This is a genomic window from Pseudodesulfovibrio cashew (genome assembly GCF_009762795.1).
Classification (GTDB): domain Bacteria; phylum Desulfobacterota; class Desulfovibrionia; order Desulfovibrionales; family Desulfovibrionaceae; genus Pseudodesulfovibrio; species Pseudodesulfovibrio cashew.
Window position 1 is genome coordinate 759,215 of record NZ_CP046400.1, and the last position, 24,759, is coordinate 783,973.

The 24,759-nt window shown below is 61.0% G+C and carries 25 protein-coding genes; 14 read left to right on the plus strand and 11 right to left on the minus strand.

All coding sequences use genetic code 11. The features are described from left to right. Positions 1-143: 143 nt before the first annotated feature. From GM415_RS03310 to GM415_RS03320, 3 genes are all read right to left on the minus strand, one after another. The gene (locus GM415_RS03310) at positions 144-2,174 is read right to left on the minus strand and encodes a ThiF family adenylyltransferase (protein WP_158946416.1); all 2,031 of its coding nucleotides are present in this window, start codon (positions 2,172-2,174) and stop codon (positions 144-146) included. A gap of 2 nt (positions 2,175-2,176) precedes the next feature. Continuing rightward, positions 2,177-3,013, minus strand: coding sequence for an N-acyl amino acid synthase FeeM domain-containing protein (locus GM415_RS03315; protein WP_242012333.1), 837 nt, complete (start codon positions 3,011-3,013; stop codon positions 2,177-2,179). Between the two features lie 114 nt (positions 3,014-3,127). Next, a complete protein-coding gene (locus tag GM415_RS03320) occupies positions 3,128-3,667 on the minus strand; it encodes a PilZ domain-containing protein (protein WP_158946418.1) in 540 nt (179 codons plus the stop codon). A 200-nt stretch (positions 3,668-3,867) separates the two neighbouring features. On the opposite strand from GM415_RS03320, the gene GM415_RS03325 reads away from it, so the two are divergent. Continuing rightward, positions 3,868-5,490 carry a diguanylate cyclase domain-containing protein gene (locus tag GM415_RS03325; RefSeq protein ID WP_158946419.1) on the plus strand — a complete coding sequence of 541 codons (1,623 nt, stop codon included), beginning with the start codon at positions 3,868-3,870 and terminating at the stop codon, positions 5,488-5,490. Between the two features lie 79 nt (positions 5,491-5,569). Then, on the plus strand, positions 5,570-6,271 hold the full coding sequence (locus GM415_RS03330) for a GGDEF domain-containing protein (protein WP_158946420.1): 702 nt from the start codon (positions 5,570-5,572) through the stop codon (positions 6,269-6,271). Positions 6,272-6,308: 37 nt separating this feature from the next. Here the strand turns inward: GM415_RS03330 and GM415_RS03335 are convergent, their stop codons facing one another. From GM415_RS03335 to phnF, 8 genes are all read right to left on the minus strand, one after another. Continuing rightward, positions 6,309-6,764, minus strand: a complete 456-nt coding sequence (locus GM415_RS03335) for a PilZ domain-containing protein (RefSeq protein ID WP_158946421.1) — start codon at positions 6,762-6,764, stop codon at positions 6,309-6,311. Between the two features lie 96 nt (positions 6,765-6,860). Beyond that, entirely contained in the window at positions 6,861-8,285 is a 1,425-nt protein-coding gene (locus GM415_RS03340) for a sigma-54-dependent transcriptional regulator (protein WP_242012334.1), read from the minus strand. Between the two features lie 329 nt (positions 8,286-8,614). Then, positions 8,615-9,766 carry an alpha-D-ribose 1-methylphosphonate 5-triphosphate diphosphatase gene (locus GM415_RS03345; protein WP_242012335.1) on the minus strand — a complete coding sequence of 384 codons (1,152 nt, stop codon included), beginning with the start codon at positions 9,764-9,766 and terminating at the stop codon, positions 8,615-8,617. Positions 9,767-10,086: 320 nt separating this feature from the next. Further along, positions 10,087-10,719, minus strand: a complete 633-nt coding sequence (locus GM415_RS03350; RefSeq protein WP_158946422.1) for an HAD family hydrolase — start codon at positions 10,717-10,719, stop codon at positions 10,087-10,089. Next, positions 10,716-11,282: a phosphonate metabolism protein/1,5-bisphosphokinase (PRPP-forming) PhnN gene (gene phnN / locus GM415_RS03355; protein WP_158946423.1), complete on the minus strand. Its 567-nt coding sequence runs from the start codon at positions 11,280-11,282 to the stop codon at positions 10,716-10,718. The genes GM415_RS03350 and phnN overlap by 4 nt, the downstream gene beginning before the upstream one ends. After that, positions 11,279-11,992 carry a DUF1045 domain-containing protein gene (locus GM415_RS03360; protein WP_158946424.1) on the minus strand — a complete coding sequence of 238 codons (714 nt, stop codon included), beginning with the start codon at positions 11,990-11,992 and terminating at the stop codon, positions 11,279-11,281. Before GM415_RS03360 ends, phnN begins: the two co-directional genes overlap by 4 nt. A gap of 4 nt (positions 11,993-11,996) precedes the next feature. After that, positions 11,997-12,656 (minus strand): DapH/DapD/GlmU-related protein, encoded by a 660-nt coding sequence (locus tag GM415_RS03365; protein WP_158946425.1) that lies wholly within the window; start codon positions 12,654-12,656, stop codon positions 11,997-11,999. 210 nt (positions 12,657-12,866) lie between these two features. Beyond that, positions 12,867-13,592 carry a phosphonate metabolism transcriptional regulator PhnF gene (gene phnF / locus GM415_RS03370; protein ID WP_158946426.1) on the minus strand — a complete coding sequence of 242 codons (726 nt, stop codon included), beginning with the start codon at positions 13,590-13,592 and terminating at the stop codon, positions 12,867-12,869. A gap of 80 nt (positions 13,593-13,672) precedes the next feature. Here phnF and phnG point away from each other — a divergent pair, with 80 nt between their 5' ends. The 12 genes from phnG to GM415_RS03430 all read left to right on the plus strand — a co-directional run bounded on the left by phnG (position 13,673) and on the right by GM415_RS03430 (position 24,757). After that, positions 13,673-14,152 (plus strand): phosphonate C-P lyase system protein PhnG, encoded by a 480-nt coding sequence (gene phnG, locus GM415_RS03375; protein WP_158946427.1) that lies wholly within the window; start codon positions 13,673-13,675, stop codon positions 14,150-14,152. Beyond that, entirely contained in the window at positions 14,152-14,751 is a 600-nt protein-coding gene (gene phnH, locus GM415_RS03380) for a phosphonate C-P lyase system protein PhnH (protein WP_158946428.1), read from the plus strand. Before phnG ends, phnH begins: the two co-directional genes overlap by 1 nt. Next, a complete protein-coding gene (locus GM415_RS03385; protein WP_158946429.1) occupies positions 14,752-15,918 on the plus strand; it encodes a carbon-phosphorus lyase complex subunit in 1,167 nt (388 codons plus the stop codon). Continuing rightward, the gene (locus tag GM415_RS03390) at positions 15,915-16,844 is read left to right on the plus strand and encodes an alpha-D-ribose 1-methylphosphonate 5-phosphate C-P-lyase PhnJ (RefSeq protein ID WP_158946430.1); all 930 of its coding nucleotides are present in this window, start codon (positions 15,915-15,917) and stop codon (positions 16,842-16,844) included. The genes GM415_RS03385 and GM415_RS03390 overlap by 4 nt, the downstream gene beginning before the upstream one ends. An 8-nt stretch (positions 16,845-16,852) precedes the next feature. Continuing rightward, the gene (phnK, locus tag GM415_RS03395) at positions 16,853-17,635 is read left to right on the plus strand and encodes a phosphonate C-P lyase system protein PhnK (protein ID WP_158946431.1); all 783 of its coding nucleotides are present in this window, start codon (positions 16,853-16,855) and stop codon (positions 17,633-17,635) included. Between the two features lie 9 nt (positions 17,636-17,644). Further along, the gene (gene phnL / locus GM415_RS03400) at positions 17,645-18,346 is read left to right on the plus strand and encodes a phosphonate C-P lyase system protein PhnL (protein WP_158946432.1); all 702 of its coding nucleotides are present in this window, start codon (positions 17,645-17,647) and stop codon (positions 18,344-18,346) included. Between the two features lies 1 nt (position 18,347). After that, positions 18,348-19,511: an alpha-D-ribose 1-methylphosphonate 5-triphosphate diphosphatase gene (locus GM415_RS03405; protein WP_158946433.1), complete on the plus strand. Its 1,164-nt coding sequence runs from the start codon at positions 18,348-18,350 to the stop codon at positions 19,509-19,511. Between the two features lie 144 nt (positions 19,512-19,655). Then, a complete protein-coding gene (phnC, locus tag GM415_RS03410) occupies positions 19,656-20,477 on the plus strand; it encodes a phosphonate ABC transporter ATP-binding protein (RefSeq protein WP_158946434.1) in 822 nt (273 codons plus the stop codon). A gap of 78 nt (positions 20,478-20,555) precedes the next feature. Beyond that, positions 20,556-21,443, plus strand: coding sequence for a phosphonate ABC transporter substrate-binding protein (phnD, locus tag GM415_RS03415; RefSeq protein ID WP_158946435.1), 888 nt, complete (start codon positions 20,556-20,558; stop codon positions 21,441-21,443). Positions 21,444-21,445: 2 nt separating this feature from the next. Continuing rightward, on the plus strand, positions 21,446-22,549 hold the full coding sequence (gene phnE / locus GM415_RS03420; RefSeq protein WP_158946436.1) for a phosphonate ABC transporter, permease protein PhnE: 1,104 nt from the start codon (positions 21,446-21,448) through the stop codon (positions 22,547-22,549). A 528-nt stretch (positions 22,550-23,077) separates the two neighbouring features. Further along, positions 23,078-24,394, plus strand: coding sequence for an arylsulfotransferase family protein (locus GM415_RS03425; RefSeq protein WP_158946437.1), 1,317 nt, complete (start codon positions 23,078-23,080; stop codon positions 24,392-24,394). A 138-nt stretch (positions 24,395-24,532) separates the two neighbouring features. Beyond that, positions 24,533-24,757 carry a hypothetical protein gene (locus tag GM415_RS03430; RefSeq protein ID WP_242012337.1) on the plus strand — a complete coding sequence of 75 codons (225 nt, stop codon included), beginning with the start codon at positions 24,533-24,535 and terminating at the stop codon, positions 24,755-24,757. The last annotated feature ends 2 nt before the right edge of the window (positions 24,758-24,759 follow it).

Here is a 24,759-nt window from a genome sequence, read left to right on the forward strand (position 1 = left end):
CACCGACAAAGCGCATGCCCACCCGGAAAACCCGCTAGCCAACATGAGCGATTGCGGCATCAGGCCACCGCCATGAAGCAAACGAAAAGGCCGAGCGAGGGAGTCGCCCGGCCTTACTGGAATAGTTTACTGATTGTGAGTCGCTAAAAGCTATCTACCTGACGCCTGTACGTCCCGTAATGAATCGGCTTCCCGAAGCCGGTCCGGAAAAGCATGACCAGCCCCTGATTCCAGACGTCGGGGAAAAGTTCGGCCATATCGCCCCAGACCGTGGACAGCATGGTCTGATGCTTTTCGGAGAATGCCTCAGGCCCTTCCAGCAGCCAGCGGAGCCGGAACAGGGTCACTGCAGTCATCGGCTGCATGCGCAGGTTGTAATGCGTCAGCGTGAGCCAGACACGTTGCAGCGCCCGACCGCCCTGAAGGAAATCCTTGGTCTCCATGCCGGGTACGGCCAGAAGGCCGGCACCACCAGAACAACGAATACCCTTGGCCGCGACAGCCGCGCCAACCCGGCTCATGCCGAGCATGCTGGCCACGCGCATGACTTTCCAGGACTTGGTCAGCCTGAGAAACCACTCTCCGGCAAGCCCTGCCTCAAGGTTTTTCAGCGGGAAGCCATCGCGAGTCCGCATCGCCTCTTCAGGCGTGAAGCGAAGCATCTTGATCAAATGCTCGTGCAGATCCTGCCGCTCCATGCGGATGCGGTCGGCAATAAAGATGGCGTTGGCCAGCTTCTTGAGCTTTTCAGCTGAATTGATCCAGCTCAGATGCCCGCCGGACTCGTCTGCAACGGTTGCCAGACGGTTGAAAATCCCATCCGGGATCTGTCGCTTGGAGAATGGTTTCCGGTTGGTGTGACGACGCCAGATGGCATCCACCAGCATGTCCTCTCGCACCTTCTCGACAGGCTTCAGCAGGATGGAGGCTGCCAGGCTGGGATTGTCCGGTGTCGGCCCCATGGAGACTGCAGGCTCCAAGCCGCAAGCCTTGGCCGCAATGACGGCATTCTCCACGGAGCAACCGGCAGATATGGCCGTGGCCACATTTTGTACATCGAAAAATGAATCATCGACTTTCAGATCCATAAGCAAATCAATGGACCGGTCCTGGGCTTTGAAATGCCACGGCTGGATATTGTCGCCGGACGGAGCCTGAATGGCAGCGCGCAACAGATATTCCCGTACGCTTTCCCAACCGGCCTCGTCCGCAGGACTTCCCGGCGCGGCCATGGGCTCGCAACCCACTCGCTTGGCCCGTTTGAGCAGCACCGATTCGAACAGCCACGCCTTGGCGCGCTGCATGCGGGAGCGGTTGCCCCTGCGCAGCTTCCCTCTGCGAAATTTTCGCACATAAGGGTCGTATTGCAGATAATAGGGAGCGCCCTTGACGCCCTTCCTGTCGAGCAGAAGCCGCAGGGCTTCCGTGGCGGCAAAGGCGGAGCACATCTGGCAGCCGATGTTCATGGACGGCCCCTTGCCCAGATCGAAATCCACCACCGAGGAATCGAGATACTTGGCATGGGTCGAAGCCGGGGCCAGCCCCATGGCGAAGTTGATGTACTTCCGCGTCTCGGGCGTATCGTCGTTGACGTCGAAATATTCGTCAAAAGACATGCCGTTGGGCGTAAAAACGAGCAGGGCCGAACTGTAGCCGAGCGGCCCGGCCGTGATGACCGGAATGCCCAGATCCCGAGCGCGGTTGAAGAGCTTACGCCGGATGTCGAAGACGAAGAAATCCAGGCCGTCCACAACCACATCCACGCCGTCGAGGAAACGATCCAGATTCTCGTCGTTCACCCCATCGGGAAACGGGGTGACATCCAGGTAAGGGTTGACCGAATAGGCCTCACCTACCATGACGTCGAGCTTCGATTTCCCGAAGTGCTGCACTCGGGCGCCGAACTGCCGATTCATGTTGGCGGGCTCAAAGCAATCCATGTCCGCCAGGTGAAAGTTGCCTACGCCGCTGCGCGCCAGCGTCATTACGTGAACGCCGCCCACGCCTCCAAGGCCTGGGATTGCCACTTTGGCATGAATCAGCCGATCCATGTCGGCAGCGTCGAGAAAACCGATGGAACGGGAAAAAGCCTCTTCATTATAGGCATAGATGTCGTTAAGACCCCATTCCCGGGCGATGGCCTTCAATGGAGCAGAAGGATCATTGTCCGCCATGACTACACCTTCACGGCATAGCGCGACTTGATATCCTCCGCACTATGCAGAGCCTTGTGGTACAGGGCTTCGATGAACGCGTACTGCTCCCCATTGAGGGATTGCAGAATCTCGGGACGCTCCTGAAGAAAATACCGCGCGGCGTCGTAGTCCATCGGGATGTTCCTGCGACCGCTGAATGTCATGTACTTATCCAGCGGACTGCAGTGAATGCGCTTGAAAAAGGAATAGAGGTCCGTTTCGAACTCCTGATCCTTGAACGTCTCCTTCAGCTTGTCCCAAAATCCATCGTAATTGATGCGCAAGCCCACGGCCGGAGCTCCCACCGGTTCGTAGTACCGCTCTTCGGCAAAATCCTCGAACATGAAGATCGCCTTGTAGAAGGAGACGTGCTTGGGGTTGACCATGATCAGGATGTCGTTGATGCCGGCCTGTGTCGCGTACTGGAAATAGGCCTTGCCCAGGAACATGAGCAGGTTGTGCCAACGCCCCTCCTTGGGGGTCGCCAAAGCGCAGATCTCCGCCACGGTGCGTCCCTGTGCGCGCAGTTCGTCGATCTCCTTTTTGTACAGGGCGTCCATGGGCAGCCCGAACAACTCGGAGTCCTCGACCTGGGTCAGGGTGGAAATCACGTCGAGATAGGTCTTGAATACGAAGACACAGGTGGTGGGGAGCAGGCTGTGAATACCGTAGTGCAGCCTGGCCTCATGCGGCTTCTTTATGTAGCCCACCGATTCGTACTCATTGTATACGATGTTGAACGCCTGGCGATATTCGTCCAGGGTCTCCGATATCTTGATGGCGGGCCTGTCGATGTCTTCGATTTTGTTTTTTGTCAAAGATGAACGCCGGATACGAATCGTCCGACGCTTTTCGATAGCCTGTGCGCGTTCTTCACGGCTCCTGTTATCAGCCATGAGCCTTCCTCCACTATAAATCCGGTGGTTGCTTGATCAGGCAGCCTCAATAATCATCCGCGACACCAAGTCTACGGACATGTCATTGGCTCCTTCAAAACATCCTGCCAGATTCAGGCTCGTTTGGCTACTGGCCCACATCCGTTTACAGTAAAAAGACACAGTGTGGGTGGTTTCCGGCACAGTGAACACCACTTCGAAATAATCGGCAAAGGCGAGCTTTTCCGCCAGCACGGAGTCGACGCTCCTGAAAGATATGCGGAGGCCGCCCTCGGAGATGTCCTCCACGATGACCGGATAGCTGCGCATTTCATTGTCGGAAAATCTTACACAAGAGACGCCAAGTATTGACACTTGTTTACGTGGAAACTCCCTTTTTTCCGAAAAATCCGGACTCCCTGCGCCGACTTGGAGATCAAACAGATACCTCGAAACCAATGATCGAAGGTATTCAGGGACATCCATTCCTTCTTCAGTGGCTAGATATTCCAGCGACTTCTCGTCATCTCTCGAGATATCGAAGCAAATTCGCCTCATTTCCGACATGTCGGCCCACCCCTTCGGCACTGTGAACATGATAATAGCCTTGTTCTTCCTTACAGCTATCTTTTTATGAAGAACTTGGAAAACTGTCTTATTTATGCGATAAATATGCCAAGGAAGACGCAGTGTGACGATTTGACAACAACAAGACGCAAATCTTGAGAACGGGCTGGGCAGGCGATTGTCCCGGCTCACAACAACGGCAAACAATCAGCAACGGTTTTTAGGCGGGCATGCAGAAAAAATTCGGAGAACTTCCCTTGCGTCCCATGCCCGGAGAGAGCCCCGGGACCTTGGAAGGACTATGGAGGATGCTGGATGAGGCGGAGGCGTGGGCCATCCCCTTGCCCGACGGTTCGGGCGCATTCATCGCCGTCAGCGCATCCTCCGCCCTAGGACAGACATTCGGTAACGCTCCCTTTAACGCCTACGGACTTTACGGCCCCGGCGTTCACATGGCCGACCTGGAAGAAGACGTCTTCGGCGCACTTTTCTCTCGCCCCATCGACCCGGAGACCTTGTATGTAGTGACGGACGGCTCCGCTCAGTTGGGATGGCTGACCTGGGCCGAGGCCGTCGCAGCGCTGCTCCCATCTCTGCTGCCCGGCGCAGGGGATTTTATGAGCAGTGACTACGTGGCGTTACCGGACTCGGAGAGCGTATATACCGCCCACAAGGCACTCTTCGACAAACAGGAACGCGTGGTGCTGGCTCTTGACGGCATGGGCCAGGTCAGCGGAGTGCTGACCGACAGGGACATATCCAAGCTCATCGAGCGCGGCTGTGACCTCTGGAACACGGCACTGGCGGAAAAAGCCCCTCCTGCCGTGACGGTGACAGCCTCAACTCCCCTCAAGGAAGTACGCCGCCGAGGCAATACGGCAGAAGCGGCTCTTCTGGTCGTCACCGACGACGCCGGACACCCCCTGGGCACCATCTCGGTGGATGAATGCACCCGAGCCCTGGTCTCGAACGCCGGTACGGCCGACACCCCGCCGGACGAGACAGTTTTCATGGACACCGTGCTCACCGGCTCGTTGCGAACGGGAATCGTGGGCACCGACGAATACCTGAACATCATCTATTATAATGAAGCCATCACCGATTTCGTTCGAAACCCGGACCGCCTGAAGCTGGGAGGGCCCATATGGGAGGTAATCGAGGCCTGCGCCATCTCGAGGAACTCCTTTGCGTCCGCCTTGGACAACGCAAAACGGATGGGAGAACAAATAATTACGAACTGGATGCGGATAAAAGGCGTGATGCAATGCATTCAGTGCCGCCTCCGCATGGTGAACCGCAACGGGCACACAGCCGGTTTCGTCCTTTCCGTGCAAGACATAACGGCACAACAAAATGCGGAGGAAGCCATTCGCAAACTGGCCTACCATGACAAGCTCACCCAGTTGCCCAACCGCCTCCTTTTCGACGAACGCCTGGACCGGGAAATCAAGCGGGCCAAGCGAAACAACAGCCGATTCGCGATCATGATGCTTGACCTGGATGGATTCAAACGAGTCAACGACGACTTCGGGCACTCCATCGGGGACCTTTTACTGTGCACCGTCGGAAAAAGACTTTACACTTCTGTACGGGAATCCGACACAGTAGCCCGCTTCGGCGGCGATGAATTCATCTTCATCCTCCCCGACGTGGCCTGCGCGGACGATGTGGAAGGCGTGGCGGAGAAAATGCGTGCGGCCATTCGGGAACCGTGTATCATTGAGGACAGGGAATTCGAGGTCGAGGCCTCCATAGGGTTTTCCATCTTCCCGGAAGACGCTATTGATTCCAAAGAGTTGCTCGACCTGGCGGACGCAAGGATGTATAAGGATAAGCGAAAGGGTACAGAGTAAGCCCGGGACGACCCGTACCTCGGCTAACAACCGGAAAAGGCCCCGCGTGTGTCGTATGTTTTTTGCAAGGATTTCAAACATGTTTGACAGATTCCAAAACCCTGCGATCTTCTATGCGGTCTTGGCTGTAGCATACCTCGTCGGATGGGGGGTATTCTGCGCCGTAGCCCCCGCGCACGTCGCCTGGACAGACACCCTGCCGCTCCTCCTGTATTCGGCCTGCTGCCTGGCTGTGGCGATACTGGCGTTTCGCATTCAAGGCATCAGGCTCGCTAAGCTCTCCATGTCCGACCCGAACACCAACCTCTACAACGAGCGTTTCTTTCTCAACGCCTTGAAGCTGGAGTTCAGCAGAAGCCACCGCCACGAGCTCCCGCTCTCGATCATGGTTTTCTCCTTCGGAGACATCAATGAGACGGCCAAGCAACTGGAACGCAATGTGAAGGATATCAGAAAGTTATTCATTCACACCGTCTCCGAAACCATTCGCAGCAGCGACATCTTCTCGGTACTGGAACAGGACAAATACTCCATCCTCCTGCCGAGTACGGATGTGGACGGCGCCAAGGTGGCGGCCAGCCGGCTCAAGGAAGCAATCGCAACGGAATTGAAAAAAATACGCCTGGGACAGCGAACCACCATGCCGTTCGGCATCTGCGGCACCTCGAGCAATGGAGCCGAGAGCTCGGACGAACTGTTCGCCGGGTCAATGCAGGCCTACTCAGTGGCCCGGAATTCCCCAAGAAATACGGTCGTAATTTGCGGAGAAGCCTGCAGGTAACGGAGACCCGCCCGCAGGCGGTAGCGGGATAAAATGCCTACATAAGATAGCGCTGCGAACGGCCGTCCAGCGAAGAGAATTCCGCGCCGATGCCCACGATTTCACTGACCTCGATATGCCGGGGCTGGCATTCGATGGTCATCGGTTCGGCGTCGCCGGAAAGACAGAAGCTGACAGTGAACATTTCAATTTCGTCAATAGCCCGGGCGAACAGGTGGCCCTTGTCCTCGACTTCCAGCATCACACCTGATGCGGAAATATTACGTATCACTGCGGGCAAACAGAATATTTCGTTCCCCCGCTTCTGAACATAAATGACCGCCCGCAAAGTGACGGAACGCCGTACGGAACCGCGTCGCTCTTCTTCGTCGGCATTTCCTGCATCCAGACATCGGCGGAAAGCCTCCACGGCATCGGGACGTACCCCGCTCAGCCTGAGATTCTCCCTGATGACCACTTGAAGATATTTCCTGCACTGCTTGTCGAGACTCATGCGAAACTGCCTGCAAATTCAGTGCCTGCGACACTGAAAACAACTGCCGTCTCCATCCGATACTCCGGCGCGATTGACGAACGGCAAGACAAGGGATCAGTTGCCCCGCAGGCTGAGGTTGTGCTTGTTGAGCAGTTCGTAGAGGCGGGCTCTGGAAAGTCCGGACATCTTGCATGCGGTCTTGGCTGAGTTATCGCTGAGCATGACCAGTTGATGAAGATAGCTCTGCTCCATGGCGTCAATGGTCTTTTTCCTGACCTCTTTCAGCTTGGGCAACGTGCCGTCTCCATCATGCACGGGCAGGGTAAGGTTGTACCCACTGGGCGTCACGTGAGGCTCCGGGCTGCGAATCTCCGCATCCTGAACCACCTTCGACATCCGCAGTTGCTGCGGCAGGTGATAGAATGTCAGCCGGTCGTCGAACATGGCCTTGTGCACGGAAATCTGGAGAACGTTGACCAATTCGCGCACGTTGCCGGGCCACTCGTAGGCCTTGAGCGCGCTCATGAAATCTTCGCCCACTTCAAGGGGGCGCATCTCCTTTTCCTCGCAGATGATCCCCAGATAGTGGTCCACCAGCCTCTCGATGTCACCCTCCCGCTCCCTGAGTGGAGGCAGGCTGATGACAAAGGCCTGCAGACGAAAATAGAGATCCTTGCGGAAGGTCCCCTGATGAACCATGGCCTGGAGGTCCCGGTTGGTGGCCGCCACCAGGCGGAAATCGCTCTCCACTTCATAGGCGGTGGACAGGGGCCGGAATTTTTTCTCCTGAAGCACCCGTAGGAGGGACTTCTGGATGGCCAGGTCGAGGTCACCGATCTCATCGAGAAAGATGGTGCCGTTGTGCGCCAGCTCGAAGAGTCCCTTCTTGGCTTTCTCGGCTCCGGTAAAGGACCCCCGATCATGGCCGAAGAGCAGGCTCTCCGCAAGGTTGACCGGAAGGTTGGTGCAGTCGACGATGATATACTTGTTCTTGGCGCGGCCGCTGTTGGCGTGGATCGCCTTGGCAAAAAGCTCCTTGCCGGTTCCGGTCTCCCCCTGGATGAGCACGTTGGCATCGCCCAGGGATGACTGGGCCACCTTTTCGATGCACTGCTTGATCTTGGCGCTATCGCCGATGATCTCTTCCCGGGAAATCTGGCGCTGTACGTTGTTCTTGCGTTTCAGCTTGATCAGGCTGCCCACGACTTTGGAAAACCGCTCCAAATTGACCGGCTTGATCAGGTAGTCCGTGGCCCCGGCCTTGAAGGCCTTCTCAATGTACTGGGTGCTCGACTCCCCGGTCAGCATGACGATATCGGTTTCCGGCGCGGAGTTGAGAATGGGCGGAATGGAATTGATGCCGTTCCCCTCAGGCAACAGCACGTCCAGAAAAATGATGTCCACTGGTTCGCGCTGCAAGAACTCCAGTCCTTCGGCGACGGAAAAGACCGCCTCGCACTGGTGTCCCTCCTTGATCGCCATCAGCTTGAGCAGTTGGCCGATCATCGGATCGTCATCAATTACCAGAATCTTGCCCAAAACGAACCCTTGAATACTCCCGGTCAGTCAGCCCGGGAGCCGTACGTAACAGTTTTTCCATACCTTTCTTCGAGTCCAATAAAACCAGACAGCAGAAGATACATCCTAAATACCCACACAGCCACTTCCTGTCCATAGGAGATTCTCCCGGTCTGAACTCCCATCGGGCTTAAGAGGGAACCATGGTTTCACAGCAGGTTGATTTTACGAAGGAAAAACGGATGTATTTTTTTCTGGGTTTTCCGGACAATCCGCTCGTACGAAGCAAGTTCGGCGGGTTGCGAAGGACGGGGACAACATTGGCCTTCAGCATAGAAGCCGGGTCGGGTTCAGCCCGGGCAGCCCAAACCGTTGGCCGTGAACACCGGCTTGCCCCTGGAAATGGTCATGGCTGCAAAAGGAAGGAATGGATCGGAGTCGTCCACCAGGACCAGGTCCGCACGCCTGCCCTGTTCGATCCGACCCCGGTCCGCCAGCCCGGCCGCTACGGCGGGCCCTTCGGAGACCAGGGACCAGGCCGAGGGAAAATCGCAGACGCCCTCGCGCGCCAGGGCGAAGGCGGCCTGGAGTTGGGAGGGATAATAATAGTCGGAAGTCAACGCGTCGCACAGTCCCTCGCGGATGGCGTCGCGGGCCATGAGCCGGGCAATGTGACTTTTGCCGCGCAGGGCGTTGGGCGCACCGAGCACAATGGCGTCCCCCATATTTCGCGCCGCACGGGCCGTGACCTCGTCAAGGGGAAATTCCGAGATGGAGCAGCCCAGCCCGTTGTACCAACTTCTGACCTCAGGGTCCGGATCATCATGGGAGGCCATGGGGATACCCTCCTCCCTCGCGATGGAAGCCAGCCTCTCAATCCCGGCGGAGACCTCCTCGCGGCGGGCGTGCACCCTGCCGAGCAGTTCCATGAACTCGTCCCTGTCCAGGCCGGTGCGGTGAGTATAACCGGACATCTTGTCATGGTTGTCCACATGCCCGAACATGTGGTCCACGTGGTCGTTGAAGGCGAGCATGTCGACCATGCCCCGCCGCAGCCAGGAGGCGACCTCGTCCAGGGCCGGAAGGTTGTACGTCTCGAAGCGCAGGTGCAATAGGGTGTCGCAGCCCAGGCGCGGCTTGAGCTTGGCATAGTCCTGCAAGAACTCCAGGGCCGCGTCCCGCCCCCGGAGCCCCGGCTCCCAGGAATAGGTCAGTCCGTGGAAGGCGGTGGTGATGCCGTTGGCGGTCATGGTCCGATCCGTGTCCAGCAAACCCAGGTCCCTGCTGAAGGAGACCCCGGGACGAGGCATGATATGCCGCTCGAACCCGTCGCCGTGCAGGTCCACGATGCCGGGCAGGGCCAGCAGTCCGCCCGCGTTGACTGTCCCGCCGTTGTGGGGACCGGCGGTCCCTACTTCGGTGATGACACCGTCCTCCAGCCTCAGGTCCGCTTGCCGTATTTCGCCGCCCGGAAGCAGCACTCGCGCGTTCAGTATGTTCATGCCTATCTTTTGGCCCACTCCCCGCTATGAAGAGTGAAGTTACGTGAACGGTTACGTTACGTTTCGGACAGCCCGCTTCCCGAAGGAATAACGGGCCTGCCCGCGCCGGAGAGAGCCGATGGCGGATTGACCATAGTCGCGACGCGGAGAGCGGCGGGAAGCCATAGGTACCTGGAAAATTTGTCCAGACGGTGTTTGCTTCCCCACATGCCGCCGTCAACTGGGCGTAGCGGACCTCGGCTTGCCCCTCACGGGACAGCCTGTCTGAGCCGAATTGATGAAATGGTGATGCCGTCCGAAAAAACGGGACCCTGCCTACGCTAGCCGAGCAGTGATGCGTAATCGTCGATGTGACGCCGAGCAGAGAGGGCCGGGTTGCGATAGGCCCAGAACGGGATGCCCGTCGCGTCCGCCGCACCCTGGTCCATGATCGAATCGCCGACGAACAGGGCCTCTTCCGGAGTCAGAGCGAAGTGGTCGAGGATCAGCCGGGGGCCGTCCGGGGAGGGCTTGCCGCGCGCCACGTCGTCTGCGGTGACGATCAGGTCGAAGCGGTCAAGCAGGTCGTTGGCGCGAAGGATTTCGTACTGCTCCTCGCCTCCGTTGGTATCCACGGCCAGGAGCTTGCCGGCCCGGCGCAGGGACTCCAGGAATCCGATGATGCCGGGCTGCAACTCGATGAGCGGGATCATGCCGTCAAAGGGCATGGGCAGCTTCGCGGCCATGGCCCTGTCCAGCAGTTCCGGCGGCACCATGTGGGCGAGGGACTCGTCAATGGTGTGGATGAAGCAGTACTCCTCCAGTTCCGCGTCCATGGGACCGAGGCCCACTGCGCGGCGCACATGGTTGAAGTAATACATGGTGGAGGCCCAGGATTCGATGAGCACGCCGTCGCAGTCGAAGATCACTGCCTTGGCGGCGGCCAGCTCGGGAATTGTGGAGAAGTCGGTCATACTGCCTTTTTCATGGAATGAAGGTTGCGGGAAACAATGGCTGCGAGCCGCTCTCCGGCATCCGCCAGATCGCCGCTGTTGTCAACCCGCTCCAGCCGGGGATGGGACACGGGGTAGCGCTCTCCGCGCGCCAGCCGCCGCTCGATCTCCACGGGCGTTTCCCGCCCCCGGGCCAGCAGCCGTTGGCGCAGTATGTCCGGGTCCACCTCCACCAGCACGGGCAGCAGCTTCGGGTAGCGGCCCACGGCCTCGCCCAGGTAGGCCCTGGAGCCGTTGACCACCACTGGCAGCCCGCGCGACAGCCACAGCCCGATCTCGGAGCCGATACCGTAACGCCAGCCATGGCTGTCCCAGTGCAGGGCGAACAGGCCGTTGTCCAGCCGCGCCTGGAACTCCGCCTCGGAGAGATGCACGTGGTTCTCGCCCCCGGCGGACGCGGGCCGGGTGATGTAGCGATGGGCAAAGAGCGCTCCTGAACCGGCCAGCCGATCGCGGGCATCCGCCATGACGCTATCTTTGCCGCTCCCCGAAGGGCCGATGACGTAAATCAGTTCGCCGGTCATCCCTCCGCCTCCTTTCCCATGGGGAACCGCTCCACGATGGTAAAGGGCTCGCCCGGGGACTCCTGGCGGAACAGGCAAAGTTCGCGGACGGGATGGGCTCCCTCGCGCAAGGGCCTGGTCTCGAATTCCAGATACTCCAGCAACGCTGCCCGCCGTTCGCGATCAGGGACCGCATCGGTGAGCGTCAGGTGAAAGCGATACTCCTCCAGGACGTATGGATACCCAAAGCGGACGAGGAGCCTGTCCTGGGTCGGCGTCAACCCCCTGGCCCGGCGGCGCGCCATCTCCGCTTTGGAGGGCGGTTCGCGGAAGGGATGGAGCGCAAGCAGACAGGTCTCGTGCAGGGCGCGAAGCCCTTCCATGCCTGCCGCCTCCGCCGGGACCAGCGCCAGGAAAGAGCCGAGCACACGCAGTTCCAGAGGCCCGAGATCAATGGGGGCCAGGTTACGAGCGCACGCGGCCACCTTGTCCCGGAAATCCTCGGAAGAGCATCCCCTGCAGAGAGGGAAAGGTGGGACGAGAGTGCCGTGAAATCCATACAATCGTGGAGCCTGGGTCAGGATCTGCACGATCTCCCGGTCCAGGCCCGGCACGCCGGGCTGGCGTATCTCCCTGCCCGTAGCCGCGCTCCGTCCGAGCCACCTGCTTCCGAACTGCTCCAGTTCGCTCCCCTCTTCCGGGGCATAGTATACTCCGTATCGCGCCGCCATGTGCTCACTCCGTCTCGCGTTCATATTTGTCCAGAAATTCCTCGATGGCCAGATGCCGGAAGTCCGGCAATGCCGCGCCGATCCGCTCATGGGACCAGTCCCACCACGCAAGGCGGACCAGCCGCTCCCGCACCTTGGGTTGAAAGCGGTCCTTGATGTGCCTGGCTGGCACCCCGCCGACCACGCTGTAGGGAGGCACGTCCCGCGACACCACGGCCCCGGCCGCCACCACCGCGCCGTCGCCCACATGGACACCGGGCAGCAGGATGGCCCCGTGCCCGATCCAGACGTCGTGGCCCACCACGGTCCGCTGTTTCCGCCGCCACTCGAAAAGACCGGCGTCGTCCGGACCGAATCCGTACTGGTCGCTGCGGTAGGTAAAATGATGTTGGGAGGCCCGCCACATGGGATGATTGGTGGGCCCGATACGAACCTGAGAAGCGATGGACGCAAACCTGCCGATCTCGGCATGCGCCACGTCGCACTCAGGGCTCAGGTAGGAATACGCGCCCAGCGAACTCTCCAGGAGCAGGCAGCCCTCTCCCACTTCCGTGAAAGCATCCAGCCGGCTCTTCATCAGTCTCGCGGAAGGGTGTACCCGGGGTTCGGGCCACGAGCCCACGGCATCGGTTTCTGAAGCGGAAGGAGGGGTGTCATTCGGCATGGGCGGACCATATCCCGACCCGGCTTCCGGGAAACGACAACCTGTCGCCAAATGGGTGACAAAGGTGACGCCGATGTTACGAAAACTTGAAATAACGACCAGTTGCGCACAAGTCGCCCACTTGTCTAATGCCATCGCCGCCGCCCTCTCCTATGTCTGCGGCACAGGGGAACGGCACGGTGCCGAACCTCTGAAACTGACAAGAGAAGATCAATGCGACGGCTCGACCACCAACTGCACCCAATCGCTGGCGAAAAGACAGATGCCGAACTCCACCGGCACGCCGTCCGTGTCCACGTTGACGCTCTCGGTGACCAGCACCGGGCGGGTTCGGGGCTGTTGCAGTTCCCGCGCCTCGTCCCGGGAGGGCATGCGGGCGATGACCTTGGAGGACATGCGGGCATAGTCCGCCACGCCGAACCGCGCCAGGGTCCGGGTCACGGATTCCTCCTGACGATATGCCGCGATGAAGCCGGGAAACCGGCGGGCCGGGAAAAAGGAGATGGACAGGCTGATGCGCCGTCCGTCCGCCTCGCCTGCCGTGACCAGGCGGATCACCTCGCTGCCCTGCGCGATGCCCAGGGCCTCGGCCACTTCCGCGTCCGCCTCGGCCTGTCCGGCCCGAAGAAGCAGGTTGCCGGGCACCCGACGCTGCTCAAGCAGGTTCTCGCTGAACCGGGTTCGCCGCTTGACCGGATAGCTGATGACCGGCTCGCGCACGAAGCTGCCGCGCCCCTGCTCCACGCGCAGTACCCCTTCCTCTTCCAGCGCGGCCAAGGCGCGCCGGACCGTATGCCGGTTGACACCCCAGTGGGCGGCCAGCCGGTTCTCGGACGGCAGCTTGTCGCCGGGCGCGAGCGCGCCCGAACCGACGTCGTCCTTGATTTTCCCGTAAATGCGCCGCCACAGGGCGACCCGTTCCGTGTCAGGGCTCATGCATCCCTCCCGAAGGTGATCCTGATGCGAGACCACGGACCGGCCTCCCTGTCCAGCGCGCCAACCCACTTTTCACGAAAATGAAACCCGACAAGCACAAAGACCCCACCATCGCACGGCGGCAATATTGGATGGGCGTCCTCGCCCGGGCCGGAGCCCCGGCCCTGGAGGACGCCTTGAACGGACTGGACTCCCGGCCAGCCTACACCCTGCTGCGTGCTCCGGAGACAGGCATGGCCATGATCCGGGCCAGAGCGGACGGCGCGGGCCGCCGCTTCAACCTGGGCGAGATGACCATAACCCGGTGCTCCCTGCGCCTCGAGGGCGACGCCCCGGTGGTGGGACACGGCTACGTGGCCGGACGCAACCGGCGGCACGCCGAGCTGGCCGCCCTGTTCGACGCCCTGTTCCAGGCCGATCCGGACGCGGAACTGCATGACCGGATCATTCCGCCCCTCCAAGCGAGGCGGGAAGAGGCCCTGAAGCGGCAGGCGGTCAAAACCGCCGCCACCAGGGTGAACTTTTTCACCATGGCCCGAGGCCAGGACAAGGAGGACTGATGATGCAAGGTCAAACGGAAACCGTTTCACCGGGTCTGGAAAGCCCGGTGATGGACAGCCAGCGCATCTTCCGCGCCGTGCTGGCCACCATGGCCCGCCCCGGCACGGTCACCGTGCTCGGCAACTGGCCCGATCCGCCCCGGCCCCTGCGTCCGGCGGCGGCCTCGGTCTGCCTGGCCCTGGCCGACCTGGACACCCCCATGTGGCTCGGAGAAAACCCGCCCGCGGAGGTCTCCACCTACCTGCGCTTCCACTGCGGCTGTCCAGTTGTTCAGGACCAGGAGTCCGCCGGGTTCGCACTGGTTCTGGACGGCACCCGGCTGCCCGACCTGTCGCGTTTCAACCCCGGCCACCAGGAATACCCGGACCGCTCGACCACGGTCATTATCCAGGTGAACCGGCTGGAGGTCGGGAGCGGCGTGCGCCTGACCGGCCCGGGCATCAAGGACGAAATGCGCCTTGGCGTGGTCGGCCTTGAAGAAAATTTCTGGACCGAGATGGGCCGGAACCACGCCCGCTACCCGCTTGGGTACGACGTAATCCTGGCCACGGACACGGAGATCGCCTCCCTGCCCCGATCCGTCAGGGTGGAGGTCTAAATGTACGTCGCGGTAAAAGGCGGCGAGACCGCCATTCGAAACGGCCACCGGCTCATGGCCGAGGAACGGCGCGGCGACGTCGCCATCCCCGAACTGGAAGTGGCGCAGATCCGCGAACAGCTCGGACTGGCCGTGGACCGGGTCATGACCGAAGGCTCCCTGTACGACCCCGAACTGGCGGCGCTGGCCATCAAGCAGGCCCAGGGCGACCTGGTGGAGGCCGTGTTCCTGCTCCGGGCATTCCGCACCACCCTGCCCAGGCTGGCCGTGTCGGAGCCAGTGGACACCGCGGCCATGATCGTGCGCCGCAGGGTCTCGGCCACCTTCAAGGACATCCCGGGCGGTCAGATTCTGGGCCCGACCTACGACTACACACACCGGCTCATAGATTTTTCGCTCCTCGACCCGGCCCGGCCCGATGCCGTTGACGCGCCTTTAGACGCGCCCAAAGAGGACGGCGCGCCCTGCTCGCGGGTCATGGACCTCCTCACCCGCGAGGGGCTGGCGGCGACGCCCGAGTCCGACGACTGCGGCGAGGTGGGCGACATCACCCGCGAGACCCTCGCGTTTCCGGCGGAGCGCGACGTGCGGCTCCAAAACCTGGCCCGGGGGGACGAGGGGTTCCTGCTGGCCCTGGGGTACTCCACCCAGCGCGGTTTCGGCGACACCCATCCCTTTGCCGGGGAAATCCGCATGGGCGAGGTGGCCGTTTCCGTCGTCCCGGAGGAACTCGGCTTTGAGGTGGAGATCGGGGACATCACCGTGAGCGAGTGCGAAATGGTCACCAGCTTCAAGGGCAACAAGGACGAACTGCCCAAGTTCACGCGCGGCTACGGCCTCGGCTTCGGATACTGCGAGCGCAAGGTCATGGCCATGGCCCTGGTGGACCGCGCCCTCCAGGCCAGGGAGCTGGGCGAGGACCTCGACGTCCCGTCCCGCGACGAGGAGTTCGTGCTCTATCACAGCGACAACGTGGAGGCGCAGGGCTTTGTCCAGCACCTCAAGCTCCCCCACTACGTGGATTTCCAGGCCGACCTGGTCATGGTCCGCACCATGCGCGACCAGATCCTGGCTCGGCAACGGGCCGAATCACCGACCGACGACAAGGCCGTGAACGGAGACGCCGTCATTGAACAGTCCCAGGACGAAAAGGAGAAGGCCGCATGAGCTTTCAGGAAGAGCCGGCCCACTGCGGAGCCGCCGTGCGCGACGAGTACAACTTCGCCTACCTGGACGAGCAGACCAAGCGGATGATCCGCCGCGCCCTGCTCAAGGCCGTGGCCGTGCCCGGCTATCAGGTGCCCTTCGCAGGCCGCGAGATGCCCATGCCCTATGGCTGGGGCACGGGCGGCATCCAGGTATCGGCCTCCATCCTGGGTCCTAACGACGTGTTCAAGGTCATCGATCAGGGCGCGGACGACACCACCAACGCGGTGTCCATCCGGACCTTCTTCGCCAAGGTGGCCGGGGTGAGGACCACCGAGCGCACGGACGAGGCCGACGTCATCCAGACCCGCCACCGCATCCCGGAGACGCCCCTGACCGAAGACCAGATCATGGTCTACCAGGTGCCCATCCCGGAGCCCCTGCGCTGGATGGAGCCGCGCGAGACCGAGACCCGGACCATGCACGCCCTGGAGGAGTACGGCGTCATGCACGTCCAGCTCTACGAGGACATCGCCCGCCACGGGCGCATCGCCACCAACTACATGTATCCGGTGGCGGTCAACGGTCGCTACGTCATGAGCCCCTCGCCCATCCCCAAATTCGACAACCCCAAGCTGCACCAGAGCCCGGCCCTGCACCTCTTCGGCGCGGGCCGCGAGAAACGCATCTACGCCGTGCCGCCCTACACCGACGTGAAGAGCCTCGACTTCGAGGACCATCCCTTCGAGGTGGAGAAGTGGGACGAGAGCTGCGCCCTGTGCGGCGCCGAGGACAGCTACCTGGACGAGGTCATCCTGGATGACCGGGGCGGGCGCATGTTCGTCTGCTCTGACACCGACTACTGCACCCGCCGCCGCAAGGCCGGGCACCTGGGGCCCATGGGCACCCGGGATGAATTCAGCGAACTCACGGACAGCAAGGACTGAGAAACACCATGGGCAAAAGCGCAAGGCCGCTGGTCAGCGTCAGCGGCGTCAGCAAATACTACGGCGACATCTGCGGTTGCCGGGACATATCCTTCGACCTCTGGCCCGGCGAGGTCATGGGCATCGTGGGCGAGTCCGGCTCCGGCAAGTCCACCCTGCTGGACTGCCTGTCGGCACGGCTCAGCCCCACCTCGGGCCGGGTCGGCTACCGCTCCCGCGACCTGGGCGAGGTGGACGTGCACCACGCCCCCGAGCCTCTGCGGCGCAAGCTGGCCCGCACCGAGTGGGGCATCGTACGCCAGAACCCCCGCGACGGCCTGCGCCTCGGCGTCAGCGCCGGAGCCAACATCGGCGAGCGGCTCATGAGCGTGGGCGCACGCCACTACGGCGACATCCGCTCCACTGCCCTCAAGTGGCTGGACGAGGTGGAGATCGACAGGGACCGCATCGACCACCTGCCCAGGACATTTTCCGGCGGCATGCAGCAGCGGCTGCAGATCGCCTGCAACCTGGTGACCTCGCCCAGCCTGATCTTCATGGACGAGCCCACCGGCGGCCTGGACGTCTCGGTCCAGGCCCGGTTGCTGGACCTGCTCAGGACCCTGGTGGCCAAGCTGAACCTGTCGGTGATCATCGTCACCCACGACCTGGCCGTGGCTCGGCTGCTGGCCCACCGGCTCATGGTCATGCAGCGGGGCGAGGTGGTGGAGGCCGGGCTCACGGACCAGGTCCTGGACGACCCCCAGCACCCGTACACCCAGTTGCTCGTCTCATCCATCCTGCAAGGCTAGGAGCAGACCATGTCCCATACCATGATCAACGTGACCGGCCTGTCCAAGGCCTTCACCCTGCACACCCAGGGCGGCATCGTCATCCCGGTCTTCAACAACCTGGACCTTACGGTCCGCTCGGGCGAGTGCGTGGCCCTGACCGGCTCCTCCGGCGCGGGCAAGTCCTCGCTGATCTGCGCCCTGTACGGAAACTACAAGGCAGGCGGCGGAAGCATCCTCGTCCGACACGCCGACGGCATGGTCGACATGGCCGCCGCCCTGCCGCGCGACGTCCTGGACATCCGCAAACGGACCATGGGCTACGTCAGCCAGTTCCTGCGCGTGGTGCCTCGGGTCCCGGCCCTGGACGTGGTGGCCGAACCGCTCTTCAACCTCACCGGCGACCGGGAGTCCGCACGCAGCAAAGCAGGGGAACTCCTGGCCCGTCTGAATATTCCGGACACCCTGTGGTCCCTGCCCCCCGCAACCTTCTCCGGCGGCGAACAGCAGCGGGTCAACATCGCCCGGGGCTTCATCGTGGAGCGCCCCATCCTGCTCCTGGACGAACCCACGGCCTCCCTGGACGCGGCCAACCGCCGGGTGGTGGTCGGACTCATCCATGAGGCCAAGGCGCGCGGGGCCGCCGTGGTCGGCATCTTCCACGACGAGGAAGTCCGGGACGACGTGGCCGACACTCTTTTTCACATGACCGCCTTCAAGGAGGCCGCATAACATGAACCGCATCCTTACCAACGCCCGCGTCGTGCTGCCCGGAGAAATTCTCCGGGGCACGGTCGTGGTGGAAAACGGCCGGATCACCGCCGTGGACTCGGGCAACACCGCCATCCCCGGCGCGCAGGACCTGGACGGAGACTACCTGCTGCCCGGATTCGTGGAGCTGCACACCGACAACCTGGAAAAGGAACTGGAGCCCAGGCCGGGCGTGTTCTGGCCCGACCCCGTGGCCTCGGTCCTGGCCCACGACGCCCAGATGGCGGGCGCGGGCATCACCACGGTCCTCGACGCCGTGAGCCTGGGCGAATACCACGACGGGCCCAAGCGGTCCCGGATCATGGACCTCTCGGTCAAGGCTATCCGCAAGGCCCGGACCATGGGCGTGCTCAAGGCCGACCACCGGCTGCACCTGCGTTGCGAATACTCCGACCCGAGGGTGCTGGAGATGCTCGCCCCCCACGTGGACGACGAGGCCCTGCTGCTGGTCTCGCTCATGGACCACACGCCGGGCCAGCGCCAGTTCACCGACCCCGCCCAGTACCGCAAGTTTTTCGCCAAGCACTCCTGGAACGACGAGGAGTTCGAGGCCGTGTCCCGCAGGCTCCAGGCCATTCGTGAGGACTGCGCCGGGCCCAACCGGGCCGCCATCGTGGCCCTGTGCCGGGAGCGGAACATCCCCCTGGCCTCCCACGACGACACCACCGGAGAGCATGTGGCCATGGCCCGGGCCGAGCAGGTGGCCATCTCGGAATTTCCCACCACCCTGCACGCCGCCACAGAGGCGCGCAAGGCGGGTATCGCCATCGTCATGGGCGCGCCCAACGTGGTCCGGGGCGGCTCCCACTCGGGCAACGTGGCCGCCGCGGAGCTGGCCGAGGCGGGCCTACTGGACATCCTCTCCTCGGACTACGTGCCTGGCAGCCTGCTCTCCGGGGTCTTCGTGCTCCACCGCGCGCTGGGCCTGCCCCTGTCCGAGGCCGTTTCCAAGGTCAGCCGCAACCCGGCCCGCGCCGTGGGGCTGGACGACCGGGGGGCCATCGCGCCCGGCCTGCGCGGCGATCTGCTCCGGGTCCGCGTGGTGCAGGACGTGCCCGCCGTCATCGAGACGTGGTGCGCGGGCAACGGTCCGGCCGCCTCGGACATCACCCGGAACGCGGCCTGAAAGGATGCCCCCGGCTCCCCTTCTTCATGGGAAGGTAACAGAGCCATCATAGGGTTGTTTCCCTGGACTGATATCTTTCGGAGTTGAAATGGGCGGTGCGCCTGACGCACTCCCCGAAACGAATATCCAGCGCGGAGGCGTGACATGAAATCCATCAATCTCGAATCCCAGCGGTCCAGGGAAGCCATCCGGGCCACCAACCTGTGCAAGGTGTACCCCAACGGCACCGAAGCGCTGAAGGACGTCTCCCTGACCGTGCGCGACAATGAATTCGTGGTGGTCATCGGCCTGTCCGGCGCGGGCAAGTCCACCCTGCTTCGCTCCCTGAACCGGCTGATCCGCCCCACTTCCGGGGAGCTCGCCCTGTTCGGCGAGGACGTGACCAGGGTCAACGGACGCCGCCTCAAGCAGGTCCGCCGCCGCGTTGGCATGATCTTTCAGCAGTTCAACCTGGTGCGCAGGCTCTCGGTGCTGGAGAACGTGCTGGTGGGCCGCCTGCGCTTCAACGCCTCTCCGCTGCGGCACGGCATGAGCCTGCTACGCCGATTCCCCAAGGCCGAACGGGAGTTCGCCTTCGACTGCCTGAAGCAGGTGGGCATTGAGGACCTGGCCTTCCGCCGGGCCGATGCCCTGTCCGGCGGCCAGCAGCAACGGGTGGCCATCGCTCGCGCCCTGGCCCAGGAGCCCGAGGTGTTCCTGGCCGACGAACCCATCGCCTCCCTGGACCCGCGCAGCTCCGAGCTGGTCATGCAGACCCTCAAGCGCATCCACGAGGAGCGCGGCATCCCGGTGCTGGTCAACCTGCACCACATCGACTTCGCCCAGCGCTACGGCAAACGCATTCTTGGCATGGCCAAGGGCGAACTTATTTTTGACGGCGGCTGCCGCGACCTGAACGAGGAGGCCGTCTCCACCATCTATGGCGACAAGGCGGAGGAAGCTCTCCAAGAGCTTTCCGCAGCCTAGCGGATAACTGTGATCACAACGACTTAGAGGACCCCGGCAAGCCGGGAGGGTATCAACCTTACAGAGGAGAAAATCCACATGACTTCCAAATTGACGAAACTGTTCGTGGTGGCCGCGCTGATGCTGGCCTTTGCCCTGCCCGGCCTGGCCAACGCCTCCGGCTCCGACGCCTGGCCCAAGACCCTGAAACTCGGTTTCATCCCGACCGAAGGCGCCGCCGACTCGGCCAAGCGCGCCAAGCCCATCGCCCAGCAGCTGGAGAAGGATCTCGGCGTCAAGGTCGAGGTCTTCACTGCCTCCGACTACAACGGCATCATCACTGCCATGGCCAACAAGCACATCGACCTCGCCTACTACGGTCCCAAGAGCTACGTCGAGGCCTCCGAGAAGGCCAACGCCGAGGCCGTCGTCCTTGAGCTGAACAAGCAGGGACAGCCCGGCTACACCGGCATCATCATCACCCGCAAGGATTCCGGCATCACCGCCATGGACCAGGCCAAGGGCAAGAGCTTCGCCTTCACCGATCCCAACTCCACCTCCGGCTACCTGGTGCCCAACGTCATGTTCGCCCGTGACATGAAGATCGACCCCAACACCTACTTCAAGGAAGTCCGCTTCTCCGGCTCCCACGGCGCGTCCATTCTGGCCGTCAAGAACGGCTCCGTCCAGGTTGCCGCCACCAACAACATCGACCTCGACCGCATGATCGAGAAGGGCGCCGTCTCCCTGACCGACTTCAACATCATCAAGCGCTCCGACCTGATCCCCGGCGCGCCCATCGCCGTGCGCAAGGACCTGCCCGAGAGCCTGAAGGTGGCCATCGCCGGCTCCCTGCTCAAGATCAACGACAATCACGAGTCCCTCCAGACCCTGCAGAACGGCGGCTACCGCCACACCGCCGACTCCAACTACGACATCGTCCGCTACCTCAAGCGTCTGAAAAAGCAGTTGGCCCAGAAGAAGTAACCATGCACCACGATCTGACACTCGAACAGGTCACCCCCAGGAAGAGCTTCTCCCAGAAGCTCGCCCTGGGGGGGCTGCTAATCATCATCCTCGCGGTGCTGACGGCCTCGTACATCTCCACGGACATCAACCCGCTCAAGCTGTACGCCAAGCGCCAGAACGCCTTCGAATATCTCTTTGGCAGGCAGCTCAACGACGCGGACAAGCAGGCGGCCATGGACCAGGCAAAACGGCTGCCCGCCATCATCGCCTTCGAGGAGGCCTACCAGGACGTCAAGGCGGAGTATGTTGCCAAGGGCAGGGAGCTGGACCCGGTGGCCATGCAGCGGGAGGCGAAGAAACGCGCCGATGCCCGCATGGAGGCCATGTCTCAGGCGGACCGCGACGCCATCGTGAAAAGCGAATACGACCGCATCGCCGATGAGAAGTCCGGCGGCTACTTCCCGCCCGAGACCGCATGGTCCCATCTCACCGAATACACGACGGCCCTGGTCGAGACCGTTGCCATAGCCATCTGGGGCACGCTGATCGCCTTCATCGCGGCCATCCCCATGGCCATGTTCGCGGCGAGCAACACCCTGGAGCTGATGGTCCAGGGCGACGGCATGGTCCAGCGCCTGATTCGCCGGTTCGGCCAGTTCGGAGCCCGCCGCGTCCTTGATTTCTGCCGCGGCTTCAATGAATTCGTCATGGCCCTGATATTCGTGGCGGTCATCGGCCTGGGGCCGTTCGCCGGCGTACTGGCACTGGCCATCCACACCTTCGGCATTCTGGGCAAGGTCTTTTCCGAGGCCATCGAACAAATCGAACCCGGCCAGGTGGAGGCAGTCACCGCGTCCGGCGCGGGCCCGGCCCAGATCATGGCCTTTTCGGTCATCCCCCAGATCATGCCGCTCATCGTCAGCTACACCCTGCTACGCTTCGAATCCAACGTGCGCAGCGCCACCATCCTCGGCTTCGTGGGCGCAGGCGGCATCGGCTTCCTCATGTTCGACAAGATCAACGGCTACCTCTACCGCGAGGTCTGCACCATGATGATCATGGTCATCATCTCCGTGACCATCATCGACTACCTCTGCGGCATACTTCGAAGGCGATTCGTGTAAGAGAAGGTCTCTCCCGAAACAATGAGCGGAATGGCCTGCGCGGCGGATCGGGAAGGTCCGCCGCGTGGGTCGTCCCCGGCACTCCGGCCAAATCGCGAGCCAAACGGATTATGCCTCCGCAATAGGCCTTCCACGGGCGACGGTAACCGCACAGTACAGGCAAGACTTAACCGCCGTTCACCACTATCGAGATCCCCCAAAAGGCCTATCCCAACACCCTTAGACTGATTATAAGGGCATGATGCCACGAACCCTTCCCTCATCCCCGATACCCTTCGGCCATACCCGTTCTAGCCACGTGCGGCTTCCGTTAGCGGTCACAAAAACTTAACCTCGTCCGAAGTTGCCGCTATTGGTTTTTTATGTGATAATTAATAAATATCTTAATACCTAGTAAGGATAAGAATTACGGCAGCACCATTAGAATCAGCATAATGGAGTTGAGGAATCAAAGTTTGGCGTCATGTCCCACTCTGACTTTGGGCAAGCAGACAAAGAGAGTGCTGCAAGCTGGTCAAGGAGAACCTAATGAAAAAAGCTGATCCTTCTAAAATATTGTTCTATTGCAGCCTCTACTCAACAATCCTGTTGTTGACATTAAGCATCGGCCTTTATTGCGGAATTAAAAAAAATTTTGTGTACGGGCTATACCACAAGATCTTCAATGATTTAAAGCTGCTCTACGCAGAGAAATCCACGTTGACAGGTACGACCCCCTCACATTTCCTCCAAAAGGCCAGAAAGCCAGGGGCCGGGGTAACCATTAACGAAGTCGGCGGAAACGACCTGATCCTTCTCAGCGGTTTTTTCGACAAAAGCAATGAACTTCGCCTAATTCGCAGGGATGGCACCGTCCTCAAAAAATGGAAAGTCGCCTACAGTCACTTCTTTCCCAAACCCGACTTTTTCCCGACAGCTCCCAATACGGATTGGAACATTGATACCCATGGCGCCTTAATCCTTCCGGACGGCTCAGTGGTTTTCAACTATGAGTATGGAGGCACTGTCAAACTCGACAAGTTGGGTAACCTTGTCTGGAAGGTTCGGAAGAGCACACACCACTCCCTTGAAGTAAATCATGATGGCAGTTTTTGGGTCCCAGGCAGGATTTACGCAAGTCCGGAAGACAAATCGAACCTTCCCTTTCCATGTCCCCATAAGCTCGACAGCTTGATAAAAATATCCAGAGGGGGAGAGGTACTACGGGAGATCTCTGTCCCTGGGTTATTTATGAAAAACGGACTGGAATCTCTGCTCACTTCAAACGGCCGCAGGCTTGAGCGACACATGCGGTGGGACGAAGAAATTGTTCATTTGAATAAGATTGTCGAATTATCTCCCTCGCTCGCTCCGAAATTTGACAAATTCCAATCAGGAGACCTGCTCCTTTCCCTGAGGACATATAATATGCTTCTGGTTGTCTCCCCAGAGAGTGAAACCATCAAATGGTGGCATATCGGCCCCTGGAAACGCCAACATGATCCGGAGTTTGCCCCGGACGGCACAATTACGGTTTTCAACAACAACAGCTACTATCTCACCGACGCTGCCGATTTCTTCTCGAATATCATAAAGATAGATCCGATTACAAATGAATCACATGTTATCCTCGGCCACGAAACTGGCGTGGACTTCGCATCGAAAGTACGGGGCAAGCATCAACTTACGCCTTCAGGGGGGCTGTTCATTACCGAATTTGAAGGAGGGCGCGTCTTTGAAACAGATAAATCCGGCAAAATCATCTGGGAATATATCAACCGTTACGACAACGATAATGTTGCCGAAATCACCGAGGCCAGGGTGTATCCAGCCGACTATTTCGAGGTCAAAGAATGGGCGAACTAGCTTTCCCACAAGTCACTTTTCGCCACATTCCCTCTTGACGCAAGGACCCTATTTCATTTTCATTCCTGATGAACGAAATCCCGTGACCCACTCAATCACACTAAATGAAACGCTAAAGGACAAGGGTAGAAACATCATATGCTCCAACTTGCAACAAAACTCTGCATCCTGTTTCTGACACTCTGCATCACCCCCCTTGATGCCCACGCATACATCGGACCCGGAGCCGGGCTTTCGGCCATCGGTTCCTTCCTGGCTCTGGTCGCCGCAGTAGTGGCAGCCATCTTCGGATTCCTCTGGTATCCGATCAAAAGGATGGTCCGCAGCCGCAAGGCCAACGCCAGCGATAACAAGGAGAACTAGCC